The organism is Mucilaginibacter celer (assembly GCF_003576455.2).
Classification (GTDB): domain Bacteria; phylum Bacteroidota; class Bacteroidia; order Sphingobacteriales; family Sphingobacteriaceae; genus Mucilaginibacter; species Mucilaginibacter celer.
The window spans coordinates 745482-767936 of sequence record NZ_CP032869.1; the positions used below are offsets into that span (position 1 = coordinate 745482).

17 protein-coding genes are annotated in these 22455 nt (G+C 45.8%); 6 read left to right on the top strand and 11 right to left on the bottom strand.

Going from position 1 to position 22455, the window contains the following annotated elements:
* Nucleotides 1–569: 569 nt before the first annotated feature.
* Together HYN43_RS03070 and HYN43_RS03075 are read right to left on the bottom strand one after the other, a co-directional pair.
* The gene (locus HYN43_RS03070; RefSeq protein WP_119408057.1) at nucleotides 570–1304 is read right to left on the bottom strand and encodes a hypothetical protein; all 735 of its coding nucleotides are present in this window, start codon (nucleotides 1302–1304) and stop codon (nucleotides 570–572) included.
* A gap of 82 nt (nucleotides 1305–1386) precedes the next feature.
* Nucleotides 1387–2262, bottom strand: a complete 876-nt coding sequence (locus tag HYN43_RS03075; RefSeq protein WP_119408058.1) for an NmrA family NAD(P)-binding protein — start codon at nucleotides 2260–2262, stop codon at nucleotides 1387–1389.
* 345 nt (nucleotides 2263–2607) lie between these two features.
* Between HYN43_RS03075 and HYN43_RS03080 the strand changes: the two genes are divergently transcribed.
* Entirely contained in the window at nucleotides 2608–4236 is a 1629-nt protein-coding gene (locus HYN43_RS03080) for a lectin (protein ID WP_121540007.1), read from the top strand.
* A 159-nt stretch (nucleotides 4237–4395) separates the two neighbouring features.
* Here the strand turns inward: HYN43_RS03080 and HYN43_RS03085 are convergent, their stop codons facing one another.
* From HYN43_RS03085 to HYN43_RS03095, 3 genes are all read right to left on the bottom strand, one after another.
* Entirely contained in the window at nucleotides 4396–4983 is a 588-nt protein-coding gene (locus HYN43_RS03085; RefSeq protein WP_119408060.1) for a Crp/Fnr family transcriptional regulator, read from the bottom strand.
* A gap of 91 nt (nucleotides 4984–5074) precedes the next feature.
* Nucleotides 5075–5878: an alpha/beta fold hydrolase gene (locus HYN43_RS03090; RefSeq protein WP_119408061.1), complete on the bottom strand. Its 804-nt coding sequence runs from the start codon at nucleotides 5876–5878 to the stop codon at nucleotides 5075–5077.
* Nucleotides 5879–6015: 137 nt separating this feature from the next.
* Nucleotides 6016–6645 carry a TetR/AcrR family transcriptional regulator gene (locus HYN43_RS03095; protein WP_119408062.1) on the bottom strand — a complete coding sequence of 210 codons (630 nt, stop codon included), beginning with the start codon at nucleotides 6643–6645 and terminating at the stop codon, nucleotides 6016–6018.
* Between the two features lie 298 nt (nucleotides 6646–6943).
* Here HYN43_RS03095 and HYN43_RS03100 point away from each other — a divergent pair, with 298 nt between their 5' ends.
* On the top strand, nucleotides 6944–9238 hold the full coding sequence (locus HYN43_RS03100) for a tetratricopeptide repeat-containing sensor histidine kinase (protein ID WP_119408063.1): 2295 nt from the start codon (nucleotides 6944–6946) through the stop codon (nucleotides 9236–9238).
* 207 nt (nucleotides 9239–9445) lie between these two features.
* Entirely contained in the window at nucleotides 9446–10048 is a 603-nt protein-coding gene (locus tag HYN43_RS03105) for a hypothetical protein (protein WP_119408064.1), read from the top strand.
* A 92-nt stretch (nucleotides 10049–10140) separates the two neighbouring features.
* Here HYN43_RS03105 and HYN43_RS03110 read toward each other — a convergent pair whose 3' ends face one another.
* On the bottom strand, nucleotides 10141–10725 hold the full coding sequence (locus HYN43_RS03110) for a DJ-1/PfpI family protein (protein WP_119408065.1): 585 nt from the start codon (nucleotides 10723–10725) through the stop codon (nucleotides 10141–10143).
* Between the two features lie 296 nt (nucleotides 10726–11021).
* On the opposite strand from HYN43_RS03110, the gene HYN43_RS03115 reads away from it, so the two are divergent.
* Entirely contained in the window at nucleotides 11022–12428 is a 1407-nt protein-coding gene (locus tag HYN43_RS03115) for a peptidylprolyl isomerase (protein WP_119408066.1), read from the top strand.
* 213 nt (nucleotides 12429–12641) lie between these two features.
* On the opposite strand, the gene HYN43_RS03120 is transcribed toward HYN43_RS03115, so the two are convergent.
* The 5 genes from HYN43_RS03120 to HYN43_RS03140 all read right to left on the bottom strand — a co-directional run bounded on the left by HYN43_RS03120 (nucleotide 12642) and on the right by HYN43_RS03140 (nucleotide 19860).
* A complete protein-coding gene (locus tag HYN43_RS03120; RefSeq protein ID WP_119408067.1) occupies nucleotides 12642–14021 on the bottom strand; it encodes an aldehyde dehydrogenase family protein in 1380 nt (459 codons plus the stop codon).
* 126 nt (nucleotides 14022–14147) lie between these two features.
* On the bottom strand, nucleotides 14148–15005 hold the full coding sequence (locus tag HYN43_RS03125) for an oxidoreductase (protein WP_119409235.1): 858 nt from the start codon (nucleotides 15003–15005) through the stop codon (nucleotides 14148–14150).
* 928 nt (nucleotides 15006–15933) lie between these two features.
* A complete protein-coding gene (locus HYN43_RS03130) occupies nucleotides 15934–18348 on the bottom strand; it encodes a tetratricopeptide repeat-containing sensor histidine kinase (RefSeq protein WP_162996286.1) in 2415 nt (804 codons plus the stop codon).
* 216 nt (nucleotides 18349–18564) lie between these two features.
* Nucleotides 18565–19176 carry a TetR/AcrR family transcriptional regulator gene (locus HYN43_RS03135; protein ID WP_162996287.1) on the bottom strand — a complete coding sequence of 204 codons (612 nt, stop codon included), beginning with the start codon at nucleotides 19174–19176 and terminating at the stop codon, nucleotides 18565–18567.
* A gap of 204 nt (nucleotides 19177–19380) precedes the next feature.
* Entirely contained in the window at nucleotides 19381–19860 is a 480-nt protein-coding gene (locus HYN43_RS03140; RefSeq protein ID WP_119408070.1) for a hypothetical protein, read from the bottom strand.
* A 638-nt stretch (nucleotides 19861–20498) separates the two neighbouring features.
* Here HYN43_RS03140 and HYN43_RS03145 point away from each other — a divergent pair.
* Nucleotides 20499–21098, top strand: a complete 600-nt coding sequence (locus HYN43_RS03145; RefSeq protein ID WP_119408071.1) for an RNA polymerase sigma factor — start codon at nucleotides 20499–20501, stop codon at nucleotides 21096–21098.
* 106 nt (nucleotides 21099–21204) lie between these two features.
* The gene (locus HYN43_RS03150; RefSeq protein WP_119408072.1) at nucleotides 21205–22353 is read left to right on the top strand and encodes a FecR domain-containing protein; all 1149 of its coding nucleotides are present in this window, start codon (nucleotides 21205–21207) and stop codon (nucleotides 22351–22353) included.
* Nucleotides 22354–22455 lie beyond the last annotated feature (102 nt).

Genomic DNA, 22455 nt, shown 5'->3' on the forward strand with positions numbered 1-22455 from the left:
AAATGCCGTCAATACTTAGATTTGTTGTATCATTTAAATTAAATATTCATAAAATAAAAGTGAGTTTTTGGTAATTTATGGTTATTGAATTTAATGATATATTGATGCTGCGGAGGTAAGCAATTTTATTTGGTTTAGGACTGGAGAGGGATTAGTTTAAGCTTATTCCAATCGATGGCTATTTCTATTGGTAATTGATTTAATGGTTTTATCTTCAAGGTTTTGATAGTTATTCGAAGCAGTTTTTGAATGTGTAAATAACTTTGCATGCCTGAAAAATGGTGTTCACAATATCCTAATTGGTTTTTGTGTTTTAGGTTGCCGTATTTGTTTTATTAACAAATATCAAACGTTATTACTCAATAAAGTAACATTTACAGGCTGACTGGTAACCGGATAACAAGGTTGGAGTTAATGCGGATTCCGGCGCAGCAGAACAAAGCAACGATTGTAAAGGTTTTTCAGCACATATTCAACAGCCGTGGATTGACAGGTTTTAAAAAGCAAAAGAGAAAGAGTTCATGGGCAACCGTTTAAATTAACCAGTTGCCCTCACCATAATAAAATAGCTATTCATCAAAATAATTAAGTTGTATATTCCGCATATCAATGGAAACCAGTAAGGGATCTTCTATAGCACGGTAGGTTACGGATTCATAAGCAAAGACCCGCCGAATTGTCGGGAATATCAGGCCGTCGACGTTGCGGTATCCCGAAGCGAAATTTGCACCCGTTGCCCCGCCGAGAATATCAACAGTGTAATCATGGCGCCGGAGCAGGCCGTCCGGCCCAAAATAAGATATCTGCTCCCGGGTGTGGCTACTGATATGATCCGGAAATATCACCTTCAGCCTTCTCCAGGTTTCACCGTTTACTTTCCAGGGTTCTATCTCGAAAGATTCAAATCCCGGATAGGTATACAGGAACGGCGTAGTTAAGTAGGTCCAGAGCGCCTCACCACTGAAATAGGCAACATGTACATCCTCCCAGGGTGTTTCCAGCGTATGCCCGCTGAATTTCTCAACGGGATGGGCAATTTGTTGCCGGATATTTCCGTGGGAATCGCCAATTGCGATAGCCGAGGGCACAAAATAAATCTTCTTGTCCTCTCCATTAAAAGTCATGATCAACTTCTCTTGTTGTGTTTCCACAAAGACGCTGATATCCTTCAGTATCTCCGGTCTGCCTTTGACATACCAGATAGCGCCGGATATGGAAAGATCAATGTTCAGAGATTTAATACGATTCCACCGCTCAAGCCCACCATGGGCTTCGATAGCAAATTTCAAAAGGTGATCTTCCATTTAGTTTGGTTGCTCTAAAAAGGCCGGACATTTCTGCCGCGGCCTCTTCGGTTATGATCAGTTTAGTTAATAGTGAATTTTCCTATTCGAACAAGCCCCTGTTTTCTTCAATATACTCATGCATGGACATCGGGGCCGTCCCGGTTATTTGCCTGATCAGTTCGTTGGTTCCCGAAAAGATCCCGTCCCGGCAGTCCTGGGCTACGGCGATGACATGCTGTACGAACCACGGATCATAGCCAAACTCCTTTTCCATAAATTTTCCGTAATCGGCGATCTCGACCGGGTAATAGGTGATTTTCCGTTTTAATACTTCGGTAAGAATATCGGCGATTTCAAACTGGCTTAGCTCTTTGGGGCCGAAAAGCGGGTACGTTTTGCCCGCATGCCCCTCAGGTCCGGCAAGGATAGCAGCGATAAAACGGCCCTGGTCTGCTGCTGCTATAGGTGCATAAACACCATTACCGAAAGGAAGCGTCAGGGAGTTTTTAACCTTGATCTCACCGGCGCGGTACATCAGCCATTCGGCAAAGAATGTCGGCCGCAGGTGAACGACCGGAACACCCGAACGGTCAAAAAGTCGCTCTCCCAGCCAGTGACTTTGTGCCGCGTTGCTCTTCGCTTCACGGCGTGCAGATATCTGGGACATATTCACGACCATCTCCAGCCCGTTCTCCAGGGCCGCCTGCGCGAATTTGGCCGTCGCATCCAATATGCCTGGTACGATCACCGGGTATACAAAATAAGCGCCGGTAATGCCTTTTAATGCAGCCGTCACGCTGTCGAAATCCAGCAGATCGCCGAGGACGATTTCGGCGCCGATCTCCTTCAGTTCAGCAGACCTCTCGTCGGCTTTGCGCACCAATGCCCGGACAGGTATGTTATTTTTCAGCAACTGATAAACCGTTTCTTTACCTGTTTTGCCGGTGGCACCTGTGACTAATATCTTCTTATCCATAACTCACGCTTTGAAATTTCTTCTATGATGCCATATTTATGCCGTTCTTTAATTGATTTATTATCAGTTGCTTGTATTTATTTTGTAATGATTGTCTTACTATATTTCGAAAAAACACCGCCCGTCAATGAAATAAAGTAAGCTGCTTTTTACGGAAGGAATTATCATAGACCCAAAGAAGCCTCCTGTTTTTGCATTCAGAACTATCGATGTGTTTCATTTCGCAGGAATCATGTTTATTTATGAAATAAAACAGCCGGCGGGTTTTCGATGGCCGCTAACTCCTTAATACATAATCTATTTTGTATTGGTATGGGTTTCGTATAGGTTAAGTAAAAATTATCTATGAAGAAGTATTTTTTACTGTTGTTTATTATTATGGCCGGTTGTGCCAAAAAAGATCTCCAAAAGATGAGTAGCAGCGATTTGGTCACAAGCAGGCGGCTGAATACCGGCAGTACCGGGGGCGACGTTATCGGTCATGCGGTGGTAGGTTACCAGGGATGGTTTAGCTGTCCCGGTGACGGGGCCAACGAACAGATCTGGTGGCATTGGACCGGCAATAACGCCGCGCCGAGTATCGGCAATATGGTTAAATCCTGGCCCGATGTGAGGGAATACACGACGTTATTTACGACAGGACTGCCTGCTATGGGCAACGGGCAGCCGACCAGGCTTTTTTCATCCTATACGGACCAGACGGTGGATACCCATTTCCGCTGGATGCAGGAAAACGGGATTGAAGTAGCGGCACTGCAACGGTTTCATGATTACCTCGATATGCGCACGGCGATCACGGCAAAAGTGAGAACTGCCGCCGAAGCCCATAACGTTAAATTTTATATCATGTATGACATCAGCGGCTGGACGACTTTTCAGAATGATATCAAAACTGACTGGACAGATAAAATCGCCCGCTTTACGTCATCTCCGGCTTATGCGGTACAGAACGGGAAGCCTGTGGTTTGTATATGGGGCCTTGGCTTTGCGGACAGAGATCAGACCCCCGCGGCTGAACTGGACGTGGTGAATTGGTTCCGGAGCAAAGGTTGCTATGTCATCGGCGGCGTGCCGCATGAATGGCGCGATTACATTAAACCGGGTGATAAGAATTTTGAACCGGTTTTCAAGGCATTGGATATGATCTCGCCCTGGATGGTCGGCGCGATAGGCAATAACCAGCAATCTGATTTTTACTATACGAATTATAACCAGCCGGACCTCGTTTACTGCAAAGCCAACAACATAGCCTACCAGCCCTGCGTACTCCCCGGCGACCTCTCGGCGAAGCACCGCGTTCACGGGGATTTCATGTGGCACCAGTTTTACAATATGACCCGGCTGGGCGCACAGGGGCTTTATATATCCATGTTCGATGAGTATAACGAGGCTAATCAGATCGCGAAGACCGCCGAGGATGATACCATGCAGCCCTCCGGACTTGGCCTTCTGGCGCTAAATGAAGACGGCGTAAAATGTTCTGCCGATTATTATATGAGGCTGACGAACGACGGTACTAAAATGTTCAAGGGGCTTATTCCGCTGACATTGCTCAGGCCCACCGAACCGGTTGTCGGGAGCGGACCGATGCATTTGCCCCCTTACAATAAGCCCGTTAAATTTATCGGCTACAACAATTTATGGGTCGGCGGCAACAATGGTAACGGGCCAATGTACTGTAACGTACCCCATGGGGATATCTGGGAGACATTCACTGTAACCGATGCCGGGAACGGGAAAGTCGCCCTGCAGAGCATGGGTAAGTTCGTGTCTTCCGAAAATGGCAGCGGGCCAATGACCTGTAACCGGACTGCCGTCGGGGAGTGGGAACGCTTTGATTATCTGATCAATGATGACGGGTCTGTTTCCCTCCGTGGTAATAACGGAAAATATGTGACCGCCGAGGACGGTATCAAGCCGATGATCTGCGACCGGACGCTTATCGGGCCCTGGGAACGGTTTGCCGTCAATTGATTTAAGCAGTTTGTATCCTTTGGCGGTCCTGAGCAAGGCAACGAAAACCGCCAATATCTCCGGAAATATCGAAGCTATTTAAACCCGGGCACCGGTAAGGTGTCCGGGTTCTTTCCCGCGCTTAAAATTGTTCGTCGCCTTCGCACAGCAACTATTGGTTTACCGGCCTACCATCCGTTTCCTGATACGGCTCAGGGAAGGCGCCTGGATACCCAGGTAGGATGCGATGTGGTACAGCGGCACCGCATTGAAAATATCCGGGTGCAGTTTCAGCATTTCCAGATACCGCTCTTCCGGGGTTTTGAACAGAAATCCTTCGGTATTGTTCATGACCTGGTTGTAAGCCTGTTCAGCGATCATTCTTCCGAAGCGTTCCCAGCTGTGTGATTGCTGGTAAAGCTGGTTCAGGTTGTCGATATGGATATAAAGGATGAGCGAGTCGCTCACCGCGGAGGTATAGTAATCACAGGCGGCCTGGTTAAGAAAGCTTTTAAAGGATGCGACGAACTGGCCATTGGAATAAAAGAGCATATTTTTCTCTTCCCCTGTTTTTTCGTCCGCACGGTAGATCCTGAACACACCGCTTATTACAAAACCGAGATGCCTGCATACATTCTGGTATTCATTGTAGAATTCCCCTTTTTTATAGGTCTTTAGTTTCCATAGAGGACGGGATAATTCAAATGCCTCGCGGTCAAGTCCGGCGATAGCAGATAAAGCTTGTTGTAAATGGTCTGATTCGGTCATTATTGGGGTAATAGGTTAATAGTTAAATTTAACAGGAAAAGCCCACCGGCGAAAACGCCGGTGAGCTTTATATGGACAGGGATGGCAATCCTTATTTGGCTTCATTGATAATGATCGCTGCGAGTTTATCAGGCATGGAAAGGAATGGCGTATGGCTGCTGGGCAGTTCATATTCTTTTTTTACATGGGCTTTGGCAACCATGGCCAGCTGTAATTTGTAGCTTACGGTATGGTCATTCAGTGTATGGATATAGGTTTTTGTAATTGAACCGAAGTTAGCCGCGGTCAGTTTAACAGTACCTGCGAGCGGAGCAAGTGGATCGGCTTTGAAACCGGCAACCACCTGTTCCTGAACTGGTTTTGGTGAATCGGCAACGAATGCGTCTACAATATCTTCTTTTGCGATATTGGCCGAACCGGTTGCCTGGTCGATCTGCAGGTATTTACCTACGTGAGCGTCGGCATCGGTCTGGGCGAGTGCAAGCAGGCTTTCGCCGTCAGCAGGAAGGTAGGCTGCCACATAAACCAGTTTTTTGATCTGTGCCGGGATGTCCTCGGCTACCTGGCTGATCACAATGCCTGCCATGCTATGGCCTACCAGTACGATATTCGTTTTATCGCCGATCGCATTTTTTACAGCGTCCACGTAAGATTGCAAATTGATATGGGCAAAAGAAGTGGTATCTGATCCGTGTCCCGGCAAAGTAACGGCGATCACATCAAAGCCTTTTGCTTTTAAAGAAGGTATAACGTAAGCCCATGCGGAAGGGTCGGTCCATGCGCCCGGAACAATCACAATGGTTTGTTGCTTTTTAATGCCGGTTTTGTTTTTATTTTGTGCGAAGGTGGTGATGCCCATCAGGGCTATGGCCAATGTTAAGATGAAAGTTTTCATTTTTTTAAATTTTTGCGTCAATTGATTTTGACACTGCAAACCTACAGCCTCTTTGCCCGGATAATATTAACCCGGGTTAATATCGTATGGCGGTAGCTGAATTTTATTTTTCGGGACGGAACGGTTGGTATTGCTGTTCATGAGCGGATCCGGTAGTTGTCGAATTCCTGTTGCAGGTCGTCGATCAGGTTACGCATCGGCGCGTTGTCACCTGTGACCCTGCAAAAAGCGCCCGTTCCTTCGATCAGGCAAAAAACCTTGTAAGCGAATATTTCCACCGGCGTTGCCGGTGTAAGCAGGCCCCCGTCGACCCCCTCCTGGAGCAGCCTGCAAAACAGCCGGATGTTTTGTTCAAAAGCTGCCTTGACCTTTAACCGGACAATTTCATTGCCGTCATCGCATTCAGTGGAGAAATTGATCATCGGACTGCCTCCCGCGATAAAAAAATCCAAAGGATTGACATTGTATCGCAGTAAAGTATAGAACCTGTCCGTCACGGGGAGCGCCGAATCGAATATGGCCCGCAATTTTTGATTATACTTATCCAGCAGGAAATCGACCACTTCGTAAGACAGGGCCTCCTTATTTATAAAATGGCTGTAAAGCGATCCTTTGGAACCTTCAGCAGCCTGAATGATCTCATCAACCGTGGTGCCGCCGATACCTCTGGTATTAAAAGTAACAGCAGCTTTTTCAATATATCTTTTCCTGGTTTTTTCTGATTTGCCCATGGGTATTCTGAACGCGGATTGCCATATTGATGCCATGTGGTTTTTTGTTGAATATCAGTTGTTTAAATGGCTTTTTGTGATTTTTGATTACGAAATATCAAAAATAAACAGATGGATTACGAGATAACGTAGCAGGTAGTGGTCCTCCCTTCAGGTTCCTGCATTTGTGATTTTATTTTCAGGGATTAAATACCTATTTTTAAAAAGCCGGCAATCATGGTTGCGGCTCTTGTACCAAACATCTTCCATGGTTAAGTGGTTATTGGCTATGAACCGGCTAGGACTATCCGATGAAGATTATTGAATTTCCTGCTCATGGCTTAATTTGGATTTTATGGTTAGGGTTTGGTTGATCTCGTTTATCTTTATTATATGTTCAGCTTCGGCTTATCCGCAAAATCATGCCGGTGAAAACGTCGCCCGTCTGCGCGACGAAATCAGTCGAAGTAAGCCGGACACTGACCGAATTAAGCTGCAATATAAAATTGCCGATTACTTCATCGATAAAAAGGGTTATTTCCAAATAGACAGAGATAGCTCTATTGCCGTCCTCAACCAGGCGCTTGCCCTGAGCAGGGCCCTTCATTCCGTTTCATTGGAAAATGAAACTTTGCTGCGGATCGGGAATTGTCACCTCCATGTCGACGATGTGGAGCAGGGTTCCCGGTTTTATCTCATGGTGATTGGGTATTATCAGGACACGCACAATCCGGATCTTGAGGCGCGGACCTGGGAAAGACTGGGTGATGCCTTAAACCGCGGACCTAAAACCATTGATAAAAAAATCGAGAACTACCAGCACGCCCGGATGGTCTATGAACGGGCGCATGAACGCTTGAAAGCGATTCTGGTTTTCAAAAAGATTGCAGACATGCATATGGTACAGGGCAATTACGACCTGGCCGAAAGTGAATTGAAAACCGTTGTCCGTCAGCTCAGATCCGTGGGCTTTAAAAACCTGCATTTTACTTATGACCTGCTCGCCTCTCTGAGTAAACTCAAAGGTAATTTTCATAAGGAACTTTTTTACAAAACCGAAGTGATCAGCAGCATGGAAGCTACGGGAGACTATTCTTATGCTTCTTATTTTTATTTCAATATTGCAATGACCTATTTTGACCTTGGCCTTTATGCCAAAAGTCGGGTTTTTTTTAATAAAGCGTTAGCATTCAGCCTGAAAGAAAAAAACTACAACAGGTATTTTGAAGCCCTGGCAAGCGTCGTTAAAACCCTGCTTGCAGAAGGAGAAAATACCGATGCACTGACATTTTTGACGGATAAGACCCAATTCATGCCGCCTGCAAACGATACCCAGCGACAGTGGATGGATACAGCTTTCGGAAATTGTTACGAAAAGATGGGGGATATAACCAAAGCAGAATTTTATTACCGGGACCTCATCCGGCTTTCGGATGTCGATCTTAAAAATCAGGATTTTGAAGATTATCTGCGAAATTATAATACCGTCAGTAATTTTTATGTAGGTATCGGCCGCTATAAAGACGCAGGTTTATACCTTGACAAATTGCTGGGGATACCGGTGACGCTGATCAGACCTTCCGCGATGCGGCAGATACAGCTGCTGCAGTTTAAAGTTGATTCCGCATCAGGAAAATGGGTGGCCGCTATCCGGCATTACCAGCTGCACAAAAAAATAAATGATTCACTTTACAATGCCACCAATAAAAAGCTTTTGGAAGAAGTGGCGATCAGGAATGAATCGGAGCGGAAAGACCGGAATCTCGAACTGCAATCCAAAAATATCCAGCTTTTACAAAAGCAAAGCCAGCTGGAACAAAATCAGGTGGACAAGGCGAAGGCAATCAAAAACGTTGTACTCGCCGGATTTGTAATGGTGTCAGTTTTGCTGGCCCTGGTTTATAACCGTTATCGGCTGAAGCAACGCAGTAACCTGCAGATGCAGGAAAAGCAGCGGATCATATCTGAAAAGAATACCGCCCTGGAGAAATTGCTCCGCGACAATGAGTGGCTGACGAGGGAGGCCCATCACCGGGTTAAGAATAATATGCAGATGATCGTGAGCCTTCTCTCCTCACAGTCCCTCTATTTAAAAGATGGAGCGGCCTACGATGCGGTGGCGGACAGCAGGCACCGTATCCAGACCATGTCGCTGATCCACCAGAAACTTTACCGCGCGGATAATATGTCAACGGTCCCCATGCGTGGCTATATCAATGAACTCATCGATTATCTGAAAGAGTTTTATAAAGCGAAACACGCCGTTGGTTTCATTGTACGTGTTGACCCTATTGAACTGGATGTCGTCCAGGCTATCCCGGTCGGGTTGCTTTTAAATGAAGCGGTCACCAATGCCTTCAAACATGCTTTTCCGCATCAGGGTCAGGATAAACTGACGGTCAGCCTGGAGCACATACAGGCCGATGAACTGTTGCTGATCATCAACGACAACGGCAAAGGCTTGCCTGTCGGGTTTGACAGTGATCAAACGAACTCATTCGGTATCAAGCTCATGAAAGGCCTGGCTGAAGAACTGAACGGAAAGTTGTCAATTTCCGAAGATCATGGTACCACCATAGCTGTCAGCTTTAAAAGAATTCAGCTCCGGAATTTCGCAATGGAGGATAATGATGACACCGAAAGTCTCTAAACCTGCCGGTGGCGATTGAAATCAACGGAGGAGCCGGTTATGCTGCATTACCTATTGCTTCTTTTCGTTTTTGCTTTTGCTGATTTACGATATATCGGAACATCGGCTTCCCCGGGTTTTCTATAGTATGCAAATTATCAGCAGGTTAACTAAAGGCCTTTTTATTGAACAGGATAAGGAAGGACAGATAAGCATCCGTGTTAAGCAATGGAATTTTCAGTATTACAGAAAAATGTAACCTCCCACATCAGTTCTTTATTTAAACTGCAGCAATCTGATAAATTTCTTTATCATGACCTCAAACACGTCAACCGTACCATCGAGGCAGTTAAAATGCTGACTGCGCAAAGTAAGTTAAATGAACTGGGCACCTTTATAGTCGAAACGGCCGTGTCTTTTTACAGTACGGGTTTCCTGCTGGAAATGGAAAACGGCTTGTTTACCGCGGTACTGCTTGCGGAGGATCTTCTTAAAGAACATAACGTACAGCAGGACATCAGACATGAAATCTGCGAGCTGATACTGGCCATGGACAAGAAATATAAGCGCGGCTTCCTGGAGGAACTGACTTATGATGCCATTTCCTCTGATTACGGGGATCCAGCTTTTCCCGTCAGGCATAAATTGCTGGTAATGGAAAAAGAGACACTCGGCGGAGTTCTCGTGAATGAGAAGGAAAGCATCATCGAAACGCTTAGTCAAATGAAAAGACACCGTTATTTTACCGTTCAGGGCTTGGATGCCTGGGATCGTGTTAAAACATTGAACATCACCCTGCTCGAGCATCAGCTTAGTCAGTTCGATAAATGAAAGGTGTCGGCTCTGCTGAAAACGCCTGATCAGGGGAACCACGACAAGGCTCCGGCTTTTTGGATAGCGCAGTGATGCGAAGCGGTTCCGGATTATGCTGTAAAGCCCATCAAGGCCTTTACGGTTGCCGCGTTTTCTGGGGAGGTAAGGTGTCCGAGTAATTGAAATGCCACCTCCACGGCAGTCGAAGGATTCCAGGATGTTATGATCTTGCTGTCGGTTACGATCGGTTCCTGCCGGATCTGTACGCCCATCTGGTGCAGTTGATCCTGCATACCGGGTTCCAGGTTATAGGTGGTACCGCTCCGACCGGATAAAATACCTGATTGTGCCACCGGGAAAGCGCCTGCACAGACAGAGGCGATCCATTTATCTTCCTGGTGAAATGCCAGGATCAGTTTCGTGACGGCATCATCATAGGCCTGCTCGTAAAAACGGTATTCGCCAAAACCTCCCGGCACGGCCAGCGCTGCGTATTCCGCTATAACGATGTCACTGAGCAGGTAATCAGTCACAGCTTTCTGGCCGAAAGCGCTGTTAACCTCTTTTGACAGTCCGCAGGTATAAAGCCTGGTGTTTTGATCGCCTTCCATCATGTTCCAGCCGATCACATCGATAAAGACGCTTGCTTCATAAAATTCAAAGCCCTCGATAAGCAACAACAATACTTTTTTCATGGCGATCCCTGTTTTAAACAAAGATCGCATCTGGTTTCCATTAAACCTGCTTTTGTTTTTTTTCGCAGGATTGATTTTTCCTTTTGACCTGAAATTAGAGAATTGAAGCATCAGGGATGTCGGCTCAATACGAACTGACGTTTTTTTTATGTTGATTTATGATATATAGTAAAGAATTAAGCGACTTGAATTTAAAAGATGTTTACTGCCAAATAATTACGTGATGGCATTGAAATTGAATAAAGGGGCTATTTGAATCCGGGCGGGAATAGACCTTCGGATGCATACTTTTATCCATGAATAAACTATTTTTATCACTTATTGCTTCAATTACTTTATCAGCGGCGTCGTATGCGCAGGAAGATACAACGAAAGCAGTTAAAACGGGAAAAACACTTGACAAGATCGTGGCTGTCGTCGGGAACAGCCCCATTTTACTTTCTGACATCGAATTATCTTATGCAAATTTTCTGGTGCAGGGTAATCAGCCTGATCCCGCTGTTAAATCAAGGATATTACAGACGCTGCTTACACAGAAGCTGCTCGCCCAGCAGGCTGCGATCGACAGTATTGACGTCAAAGACGACGAGGTCGACGCGAACGTGGACCGCCGCATGCGTGAAATGATGCAGCGCGCCGGGGGGCAGGATAAACTGGAAGCTTTTTTAGGCCGTACGGTCATCCAGTATAAGGACGAGATCCGCCCGGACCTGAGAGAACAGATGGTGGCCCAGAAGATGCAGCAGAAAATCACCGAAAAGCTGAACGTGACGCCCCAGGAGGTGAGAAACTATTTTAATGCAATCCCCAAAGACAGCCTGCCGTCATTTAATAAAGAAGTCGAAGTCGGCGAGATCGTTTTCCAGCCCAAGCTGAATAAAGAAGAGAAGGGTGTCTACAGGGCAAAAGCGGAAGACCTGAGACAACGCGTTAAAAAAGGGGAGGATTTCGCAACCCTAGCCAGGCTATACTCCCAGGATCCGGGATCTGCTCCTGAAGGCGGTGACCTGGGGTTTGCCGACCGTACCATCTTTGTGAAGGAGTTTACAGCTACGGCATTCAGACTGAAAGCGGGTGAGTTATCCCCCGTGTTTGAAACAGACTTCGGGTTTCATTTCTTACAGGTGATAGAAAGACGGGGAGAGCAGGTGCATGTGCGGCATATATTGATCTCTCCGGTGATCACCCAAGCCAGCCTGGACCGGGCAAGGGTTAAAGCGGACAGCATTTATCAACTGATGACGGCCCATAGAAAGGACCTCGATTTTTCAGCAGCGGCAAGCTATTATTCTGATGAAAAGGATACGAAGTATAATGGCGGAATGTTGTTGAATTCTGAAGATGTCCAGTCACGCTCCACCTACATACCAACCGACAAGCTGGATCCGAAGGTCGCGTTGATGGTGGATACCATGAAAACCGGGGAAATCGCGAGGCCTGAACTATTCACAGGGGCGGACGGGAAAAAAAGCTACAAGATACTTTACCTGAAATCGGTGATCAATGCCCACAAGGCCAGCCTGGATCAGGATTTTGCCAAACTAAAGGAATATGCCCTTGCCGACAAAACGAATAAAACGGTCAGTAAGTGGTTTGATAAAAGACGGAAAGAAACATTTATAAAACTGGCTCCGGAATACCAGGGATTCGCGGTTCTTCAAAAATGGACGAACGCCTCCGGGGAGAACCCGGTGCGCAGGTGATACAGTCTTCATGTTCCGGCAACCGGTGTGGACGCTGCTTTGTATGAAGCGACAATACGGATTTGCTCATTTGTCCGGGATCTGAGCCATTTAACAGGATAAAAGAGGATAAAAGGAAAATTGGGTAAGTTCCGCTTTGCAGGCGGAACTTACCCTTTTAGGTATGAGTACCTGATCAGATTTAATGTCCTGGTCTATATCCCGGAAACCAGGTTAATATTCAAACCACAATTGCTGGGCTTCAGCTGTTTCTTTAGTGAACGGTGGAAACAGGTGATCAATGGCCACATCCGCAGGGGAAACCAATATTGATTTCGGATGTGTCAGCGCTTCATAACCGTATTTGCCATAGTAATTACCGAGACCGGAATTACCGACCCCGCCGTAAGGCATAGATTCTACATATAAATTCACATTGCTCTGATTGATGGCGCCTCCGCCGAAAGACACGGAGTTCAAAATGAAGTCGATATTGGTTTGGTTGCGGCTGAAAATGAAAGCGGCCAGAGGTTTCGCTTTACTTTTGATGTTCTTTACTACTTCCTTAAGATCTGAATAGATGATGACCGGTAATATCGGGCCGAAAATTTCATCGTCCATAATCGGGTCAGACCACATTACCGGATAAAGGATGGTGGGCGCGAGATATTTTGCTTCGTCGTCGAAATCGCCTCCCGCAATAACCTTATCCTGATCGATCAGCGCCGCGAGCCTTTTAACTTCTTTAGGGCTGATGATCCGGTCATAGTCGGGGTTGTTCTTGGGGTCGGGACCAAACATATCCAGCAGCGCTTTTCTCGCTTCCTCAACAAATTCTCCGGCTACGGATTCGTGTACATAGGCATATCCCGGAGATGTGCACCACTGTCCACCCCAGGCGGTAGCTCCCCAGGCGAGTTTTTTCGCTGCGTCCTTAACGTTAGCGGTTTCATCAACGATACCTGGATTTTGTCCCCCAAGTTCCAGCAATACCGGTGTTAAATTTTCAGCAGCGGCCCGCATGACTATTTTGCCAACTTTTACGCTGCCCGTAAAAAAAATAAAATCGAAAGGTAGTGCCAGTAATTGCGTTACCACCTCTTTATCGCCCCTGACCATCGTTACGGCCTCGGGTTCAAAATATTCAGCAACACATCTTGCGAAAACCTCGGCGGAAGCTGGTACGGCTTCACTTGTCTTTAAAATAACCGTGTTGCCGGCGGAAAGGGCCGCTATCGCAGGCAGCAATAATAAAATAACAGGGCCGTTAAATGGCCCGATAACAAGAGAAACGCCAAAAGGCTCCCGGTACGTTACTGCAGTATGACCTGTTTTTGCCAGCGCTTTCGGCATAGGGGCAGGTACCGGTTTCATCCATTCCTTTAGTTGCGACCTGGTAAAGGCAATGGTACCTAAAGGAGCCATGATCTCAAAGGCCTGTTCATTCGAGGCTGTCTTAAAGTCTTTTCCCAGGGCCTCCCTGATGTCATCTTGTTTTTCTATCAACAGGCGTTCCAGCCGGTCCAGCTGTTCAATACGCCATTCATAGCTTTTAGTAATGTCCGTGTTGAAATAGGCTTTTTGTTTGTCAAATAATTCTTGAAACTGATTCATAATTTAAACTAAATGTTGGATTTTGGTTTCAGGACCCAAGGCCGGGCGCTTCAAAGCCTTGATCCCAGTGAATATTGATAATAATAAGATGTTTAGCCCGGTAATGCTGTCGCTCTGATATTGGAATTACAAAATATGATGTCCATCTGCAACGTCGGTATCACCGGATATACTTTCCCATTCGGCTATAACCGCCGCGGTTTTTTCAGTGCTTTTGCGGAACATACTGATCGAATCCTTACCTATAGGCAATTGAACAGGAGGGTTTCCGGCATGTGCCAGGTCTGCCACTATACGGGCAAGTTTTAAAGGATCACCCGGTTGCCTGCCATGCAGAGTATCTCCGGCGCTGCGCATAGGGCCCACTGTAGATTCGTAGTCGTCGATCACATTTCGGGAAAGGCTAAATGAACCGGGACTCAGGAAAGAAGTACGGAAAAGCCCGGGTTCGACCGCAGTAACTTTTATGCCCAATGGTTCCAGTTCTGCCGCAAGTCCTTTCGACAAGCCCTCTACCGCAAACTTAGTGGAGCCGTATAGCGCCCAGCCAGGAATAGCATCAAACCCAAAAAGTGAGGAAAAGTTAATGATATGTCCGGACCGGTTCTTCCGCATATGCGGAAGAACCGCACGGATAACATTCAGCAATCCGAATACATTGGTTTCGTATTGTTGTTTGACTTCTGCATCTGTTGCCTCCTCAATCGCTGTAATGATCCCGAATCCAGCATTGTTGATCAATACATCGATCCTGCCGAATGCCAGTAAGCCCTCGGCAACAGCTTCCCGGATCTGCCCTTCATTGGTCACATCCATGATAGTGATCAAGAGATTGTGATTTTTATTGAGTAAGGCCGCCAGTACTTCCGGCTTGCTCCTGACCGTTGCAATTACTTTATCCCCGTTTTCCAAGGCCGCTCTGGCGATCTCTAATCCGAAGCCACTCGATGCTCCGGTAATAAACAGTACTTTTTGAATTTTCATAGTTTTATCAGATTTGATTATCATGTTTCCGATATCACTACCTGCTAAATTAAGACCATAGGCTATTTCTTTACTAATCTGTTACTTGCGTGGAAGTTTGAGGGGAATTCCTTACTTTATTTCGTTATACAACTATTTGGAATGCCGGATTTCGTACCGGTGCACAATTTCCTTGGTTAACTTCGATTTGAGCTAAGAGATTTACAAAAGCCGTGTATTGATTATGGTGCGGCGCACCGAGGCGTTACCCTTAGCTTGCCACTTCAAATCTACCTTCATTAGCTATATAGCCGGTAGAAGTGCATAATGATATAAGAAATTGTCACTAGACGGTTAATTTCTACTTTTCTCATTGAGATCAGATACCTGGTTTCCATGATGTCAGCCTCTTAGCAGCGATATCGTTTCAAACCGCACACATTATATGTAATATTTTTGAATGAGTTAGTTGTACTGTTTTTAAGCTAACTTTTGCGCTGTTTCATCGCTTGGCCTACCCGGCACAAAAACTTTGATTCGAAAACCTTCTGTTTTCAATGCCATAAGTTCTTCAGGATTGCCCGAAAGTTAGCGCTTAGTGGTCCGGCGCCAGACTTAAAATTATCTTCTCCATGCCGGCCAGAGATGATTGCCGCGTAAAAAATCAATATCACGCAGGTAAGTTGTATAAGTCTCAATGCGATCATTACTATCGTTTCCATATCTCAGTCTTTAACTTTCGATAGAAATCAATTATTAATCCTTGATTTAACTATTTGTAAATGAATTACTTATATTTTTTAGTCCGGATTGATTGCTACTTTATTTCGTTGATCAACCTATTTTCGGACGGAGGATTAGTTAGAGACACATTTTAAAGGAAAAACCGTCTGCCCGGTTGGGCCTGGTTGTCGCCGTTAAGTGATTTAATCGCACTGAGTCCTGCGTTTCATTTTGTCTGATCTGTATTTAACTCTTCCGCCATTAATTTAAAATCTTTGAATTGGACGGTTATTGTCGTCCCGTTTGTGTTTTTAACAGAAAACTCCCCCTGCAGTTGCACGGTAAGTCCGCGCATCAGGTTCATCCCTAAAGAATTGCGTATTGCTCCATCTTTTTCTTCTGGTATACCAACTCCGTCATCGGCAATAGTTAATGTGTAAAGATCGTGGTCATCCTTTTCCATAATAATCCTAATGCGTCCTGCAGACCGGCCCCGAAAGGCGTATTTAATACAATTGGTGATCGCCTCGTTAAGGATGAGGCCGATCGGAACCGCCTGCGAGATATCTAACTGAAAAGGAGGCGTCTGCAGTTCAAACCTGATGAACTCCCCCTCGTTGAAACTGTCCTTGATATAGCCCACTAATTCGGGAATATAGCTGGACATATCGATGTAGGCGAGGTTATCGGACTGATACAGCTTCGTATGAATTAATGACATGGCCTGCATTCTGCGCTGACTGTTCACAATGGCATCGAGTGCAAAACCATTATCCATATAGGATGACTGGATATTGAGCAGACTCATGGTAATCTGGAGGTTGTTTTTTACCCGGTGGTGAATTTCCCGCAGCAGCCACTCTTTTTCTTTCAGTAAATCAAACTGTTTTTCATTGAGATGGACCAGCTCCTTGTTTTTGCAGTTGATTTCCTGCTGCTGGGCTTTTAACGCAAGATGCTGGGTTTCCAGGAAGCGGCTGCTGCGTTGTTTCAACCTGAAGCGGTTATAAAGTATAGCAATCACCAATAATAACAGTACGGAGGCCGCGATCGTCCAGTTCCGGATCATCCGTTCCTGCCGGAATCCGATATCCTGCAGTTGCGCCTGCCTGGTAAGTAATTTGATGTTTTTCTCTTTGAACCGGATATCCCTGTCTTTTTTCTCCGCTTCAAACTGCACTTCAAGTAACGCTGTTTGTTTTCTATTTTTTTCACTTTTTACGGAATCGCTGAACAACATATAGCGTTGTAAATGGCGAACGGCGGAAAGCATTTTTCCTGAAGCTGAATCGGCTTTGAACAGGCGGAAGTCATCATCATTGTCTACCGATAACGCGATTTTTGCGGCATTACAATACCGGACGTGTGCAGTGATGTAGGGATAGGTTTTGTCAAACTGGTTAGTGGCCTGATAGTAAGCGATAATGCCGGAGAATATACCCTCGTAAACATGCTGCTCAATTTTCTTTGAATTCAAAAAATTAACGCACTCGTTAAAATAATGCCTGGCTACTTTGTAATCCTTCTTTTGTATATATGCTTCCAGCAAAAGGGTCGCAGCCCGTGCCCGCCAGGTGATATCCTGCTGAAACAGCTTGAATGATTGTATTCGGGTAATGACAGGAATGGAGGCAGCGACCTGATGACTATGGCTCATTGCTGCCGCAACGTTAAATGAAATCTGGACGATGGACAGCGAATCATTCATTTTGTAAGCCTGATGAAGTGCTTTCTTAAGATATGAGGTGCATTTTGGCCAGTCTTCCGCGAATGCATAAGTTAATGCAATCCTGTTATAAATGGTGGCGAGCAGGGACCCTGACTCACCGTTTTGTTCCGCTGTTTGTACTGCAAGCAAGTTATATTTGAGCGCTTCGTTGATGTTGTGTAATTGGATATAATCGTAGCCGATGAGATCGTAGGTGGCCTGCAGGTTTTTAGAGTTCACAGACCGATACAGACTGAGCGAGTGCTGCAAATCTTTCAGGGCTTGGTTGTAGCTGGAATTACAGATCTCCAGATCACCCAGGTAAGTCAGGAGTGCGGCTGCACGTTCTTTTTGATCGGATATAAGCAACATCCTTATAGCCTGTTTAAAATAACCGATCTTCTGTACAATCTGGTTATCTGCGTTTGAAAGGCCATCTCCGCAGATGTTGTATGCATCCGCCTGGCCTGCCGGATCATTTATTTTTTTAAAGATTTCAAGGGCCTGCAGGGCGGTCTTCCGTGAGCCCTCCCCGTCCTTTTGCCATCTTAAGATCAGCGCGCGGATCAGCAGTTCATTGCCGGTACCCCGCAGGTAGTGAAGTTTGAAGGCGAGCTGCCTTGCACGGCTGCATAACATACCGGCGCTGTCGGCTTCCGGGCGGGTTACCGCTGTTTTCATGATGAGGGTCCTGCTGTGTTTCAGTAGCGCCAAAACCCGGTTGGTGTCCTGTTTCTGGGTTCCGGCGTCCCGTCCTGCATTATTTAGTGCGGGAAAAGATTGCGACCTGGCAAAATCAGGAAAAGAGAAAATAAAAAGAAATGAGAAAAAGATGTAGAGTACCCTTGGCTTCATGATCAGTGGCAGCGTGAGAAAAAGTTCAGTTGCATTTTTACAGTTACATGCTCTAACCAATATTGTTCCGTTTTTCAAGGGTCTGCTGTACAGTTGATTGTAAAGGAATACTTTGTTTGGGTATACTTTATGTCGTAAATGTGCAGACCGGTTGCGAAATAAAGCAATTGCGTTAACAGGTTTCAGGCAGTGAACGGGGGGATCCAAAAACTGCATTTGTATAAAAACACGTTGGGTTCACTTATGGGTTTTCTCCCGTTTAAATAAATACGAAAATTGCCGTTTGGTTCCGCGCTACCTCGTAATCGACCTGACATAGTTTTCGATGGAAGATAATAACATCCCGGGAATTTCTTCATGAGTTATTGACATGTGATTCAGACGGCGGCGCAAATCCAGCGATACCAATCCGTGGGCGGTAGACCATACCTGCAATACAGCGGTTTGCAGGTCATCAATGGTCAGTAAATTTTCGAGGATGCAGTCGGAAAGACAATCGGCAAGATAGGCGAGGCTATCGCCTCCATTCGTTCGGTGTATCTTTTCGTCAACGTTCATGGGGCTTCGCATAATGAACATGAGGTCGTACAACTCCGGATTAGCCAAGCCGAAACTGATATAAGTTACACAGATCTGCCGCAATCGCTCCAAAGGGAGCGTGCTGTCGGCGTGCTGCCGGAAGGCTTCCAGCAATCGGAGATATGCATCGGCCTGAACTTCGTATAAAAGCTCATCTTTATCACGATAATACAGGTAGATCGTCGCGGGGCTGTATTTAATTTCACCGGCGATACTCCGAATGGAAGTTCCGGCAATCCCGTCCCTTAAAAATAGTTTCAAAGCGGCGTTTTTGATCAGTACCTTCATTTGCAGTTTCTCACGCTCTTTTCTTTCTGCGACTCCCATGATCATTTAAAATTGGTCGGATATATTGGACCGAAACTGTCAGCTTTATAAATCATAGCTGAACGGCCGCTTAAGGAGCCGCTCAAACTCAGTGGACTAACGTCGCTTACAGTTGCCAGTTCGGGCTGATTGAAATATATTGAATGGATTATTTAGTTGGCGGTTCTGATCGGGAATAGACATAAGGCCCTTCGGTCCGTAGGATTAATTTAAAAGCAGGTCTGAAAAATCAACCAGGCTTTGAAATTTCATATCAAATAACTTTCCAGTTGTTCCTGAAGGGTCAACAAACGTGTCAAAGTAAACCGAGGGTTGATTATATTCGATAATGGACTGCTTTAGCTCGTTCTCATAGATCAGAAACTCCATGGGGGCATATAACGCAGCCCCGGGGTTTTTAAGGGATTCCATACCTGTTAAAATCGGGTTGTCTGTTGCGTCCCTGATTTTGATCTGCATGCCATATAATTTTAAACGGAGTCCGGTATCCACATATTTGTGAACCGAAAGCTTAATCCGGCCAACCCTGTCCTCTTGATTTTCACGTGCCGCACGTTCTTCTTCATTTTCGGGTGAGACCGATTCCATAAAATGATCCGCGGTTTCTTCGAAACGTTTGGTGAAATTATCGAATCCGGAATCAAGTATCCTGGTGATGCGATTGAAGGTGACCTCTATGCCCATATGCTGTTTTTTAAATGTAGTCCCGGTATTTTCCGATGCCTTTGCGGTTACTGATCGTTGCCGTCCTGATGATCATGATATACTCCTGATGCCAGGTTTATGTTCGGCGATGAAACACTTGATCTCTTATCTAAGTTTCAAAATTAATGCCATTCTGTAAAAGGTTACAAAACAGTATTTTAGAGGGTATATGGCATTTTTTTCTTATTTTAAATCGTAAATCATCAGAATTTATAAAGTTGTCCGGCAGTGATTCAGCCCCTCCTCCTCTTATTTATTTTCATAAACGAATATTACAAAATACGAATGGCCGTCACAGTCATTACACTTTTTTAGAAAAGACGACAAATTCTTGTTCGTTAAAAAAAAATAACGTTCGGTATTTTTTATTTGTTGAAAAACAGATTGTTACCTGTATTTTGACGTCACTCTCGCACTAATAGTTCGGGAATAACTTATATTTAACGGAGTGAACTATTTTTTACTTGTAAAAAGGTTGTAAGGCTTGTCAGGTCGGACTAGCCGGATTCAAGGTTCCGGCGATTGATAAGACGGTCGTTCCCGGTCCAGTTTTGTGACTGGTGGCGGGTTGAAAACACAAGGCAAAGAACTATGCAATCAATGAACTCTTGATACAGATGCGGGATTATTACAATTACAGCGATCATGAATTAATTTCGCTTTTGAATCTTGAAGACCAGCGGGCTTTTGCGACCATTTATGATCGCTACTGGAGTATGCTGGTTAACTATGTATATGGACTGACCCGGTCTGAGGATGACGCCGTCGATATCGTACAGGAGCTTTTTGTATCGGTGTGGAACAGGAGACTAAGCTTTTCGCTTGATGGCGCGTTATCTGCATACCTGGTCAAGAGCGCCAGATATAGTTCCCTGCGCACCCTCACCAGGGATGCTAACAGGACAGCGTTTATCGAACGCCTGTCACGGCGAATAGAACAGTTTCACGTCGATCCGGAGCATATCGACGTCAGAAGGCTTGCCGAATGTATTGATAAAGCCGTTTCTTCGCTTCCCGCCAAAATGCAGCGGATCTACCTGATGAGCCGGGACGAGCAGTTATCTCATAAAGAGATTGCCAGAGCACTTGGTATTGCGGAAACAACGGTAAAAAAACAGATAAATAACGCCCTGAAGATTATCGCGCTGAAATTAAATACCAGGCTAACGATCATGATCCTTGCCGCGTTGATCAAAAAAGTCTTTTTGTTTCATTGAAAGATTTATTCATGTCAATTTATTGTTAAATTATTTTAAAATAAATCTACTACCAGGGAAGCATTTCTGACAGATAGTAGGAAAAGGACCAAAACTTTTCATACTGATGGAACTAGATATCGAAACCCTGCTGACCCGATACCGTGACGGCCGTTGTACTGCAGATGAGCGTGTTGTTGTCGAACGGTTTTTACTGGACCATGCCGCTACTTCTGGCCCCACATTGAGCAGAAGCGCGAGATGGAGCCTTGATCGCCGGATCCGCGATCGCGTGCAGCAGGTTACCGGCGTCGCTTTGGAAGTGAATACATTCAAACGTTTATGGCAGATACACCGTCTTTCATTCGCCGCCGCTGCATCAGTTATTCTCATAAGCTCCCTTGTCATCCTCGTATTCCGTGAGAAGACTCCTTCAGCCGTTGTTTTTGCCGGCAGTCAAACGATTAAGGCAGGAAGCAATCAGGCTGTACTGACACTGGCGAACGGCAAACGTGTAATGCTCTCCGGGAAGTCCGAAGCGGACACCATCCGGCAGCCCGGCACTTTGCTCACCGTTACTCCAGCCGGCCTCCTGACTTACCGATCACCGAAAACGGGCGTAACGGAGGTTTTAGTCAACAGTGTAGAGACCGCCGCAGGCGGACAATGGCAACTGATATTACAGGACGGGACCAGAGTGTGGCTTAATTCACGAACGAAGATCAGCTACCCCACTGTCTTTAACGCTAAAGAACGACAGGTTAAGCTTGACGGTGAAGCTTATTTCGAAGTTTCCCGTGATGAAAAGAGACCGTTCATCGTCACTTCCGGGACCCAGCGCCTTCGGGTATTAGGAACCCATTTTAATATCAGCGCCTACCCTGAAGACAAAATAATCAAAAGCACCCTGCTTTCGGGTTCCGTAATGATCACTGATACAGTCACGCGCGCGGACGCGCTGCTTAAACCGGGCATGCAGGCTGCACTTTATTCCGGAACGGTCAGCGTAAAGAAGGTGGAGGCCGATGATGCCATAGACTGGCAAAGAGGACTTTTTGTATTTGACAGCGCCGAGCTGGGTGAGGTAATGCGTAAACTTTCACGCTGGTACGGATGCCGGATCATTTTTGAAAACACGGCAGATGCACGGATCCGGATCGGGGGCTCTGTATCACGTTCCGCCAGTATCGGCAAGGTATTGGAAAAAGTCAGTGCCGTCGGGCATGTCCGTTTTGAAGTCCGGGAAAACGAGGTAAAAGTCATTTCAAATAATTAATCCATTCAACTCCACATGACCATTGCAACTAATTCCAGCCCTTAGCCTGGAGTATCCTGGATAAAAGACCCGGAAATGCAGCGAACATTTCCGGGTAAACGT

Bases quoted from the DNA above. Each gene is read 5' to 3' on its own strand.
- HYN43_RS03080 (WP_121540007.1), top strand. From the start codon at position 2,608: ATGAAGAAGTATTTTTTACTGTTGTTTATTATTATGGCCGGTTGTGCC.
- HYN43_RS03075 (WP_119408058.1), bottom strand. From the start codon at position 2,262: ATGGATAAGAAGATATTAGTCACAGGTGCCACCGGCAAAACAGGTAAA.
- HYN43_RS03145 (WP_119408071.1), top strand. From the start codon at position 20,499: ATGCGGGATTATTACAATTACAGCGATCATGAATTAATTTCGCTTTTG.
- HYN43_RS03105 (WP_119408064.1), top strand. From the start codon at position 9,446: ATGGAATTTTCAGTATTACAGAAAAATGTAACCTCCCACATCAGTTCT.
- HYN43_RS03115 (WP_119408066.1), top strand. From the start codon at position 11,022: ATGAATAAACTATTTTTATCACTTATTGCTTCAATTACTTTATCAGCG.
- HYN43_RS03120 (WP_119408067.1), bottom strand. From the start codon at position 14,021: ATGAATCAGTTTCAAGAATTATTTGACAAACAAAAAGCCTATTTCAAC.
- HYN43_RS03095 (WP_119408062.1), bottom strand. From the start codon at position 6,645: ATGGCATCAATATGGCAATCCGCGTTCAGAATACCCATGGGCAAATCA.
- HYN43_RS03110 (WP_119408065.1), bottom strand. From the start codon at position 10,725: ATGAAAAAAGTATTGTTGTTGCTTATCGAGGGCTTTGAATTTTATGAA.
- HYN43_RS03100 (WP_119408063.1), top strand. From the start codon at position 6,944: ATGGTTAGGGTTTGGTTGATCTCGTTTATCTTTATTATATGTTCAGCT.
- HYN43_RS03090 (WP_119408061.1), bottom strand. From the start codon at position 5,878: ATGAAAACTTTCATCTTAACATTGGCCATAGCCCTGATGGGCATCACC.
- HYN43_RS03150 (WP_119408072.1), top strand. From the start codon at position 21,205: ATGGAACTAGATATCGAAACCCTGCTGACCCGATACCGTGACGGCCGT.
- HYN43_RS03135 (WP_162996287.1), bottom strand. From the start codon at position 19,176: ATGGGAGTCGCAGAAAGAAAAGAGCGTGAGAAACTGCAAATGAAGGTA.
- HYN43_RS03125 (WP_119409235.1), bottom strand. From the start codon at position 15,005: ATGAAAATTCAAAAAGTACTGTTTATTACCGGAGCATCGAGTGGCTTC.
- HYN43_RS03140 (WP_119408070.1), bottom strand. From the start codon at position 19,860: ATGGGCATAGAGGTCACCTTCAATCGCATCACCAGGATACTTGATTCC.
- HYN43_RS03070 (WP_119408057.1), bottom strand. From the start codon at position 1,304: ATGGAAGATCACCTTTTGAAATTTGCTATCGAAGCCCATGGTGGGCTT.
- HYN43_RS03085 (WP_119408060.1), bottom strand. From the start codon at position 4,983: ATGACCGAATCAGACCATTTACAACAAGCTTTATCTGCTATCGCCGGA.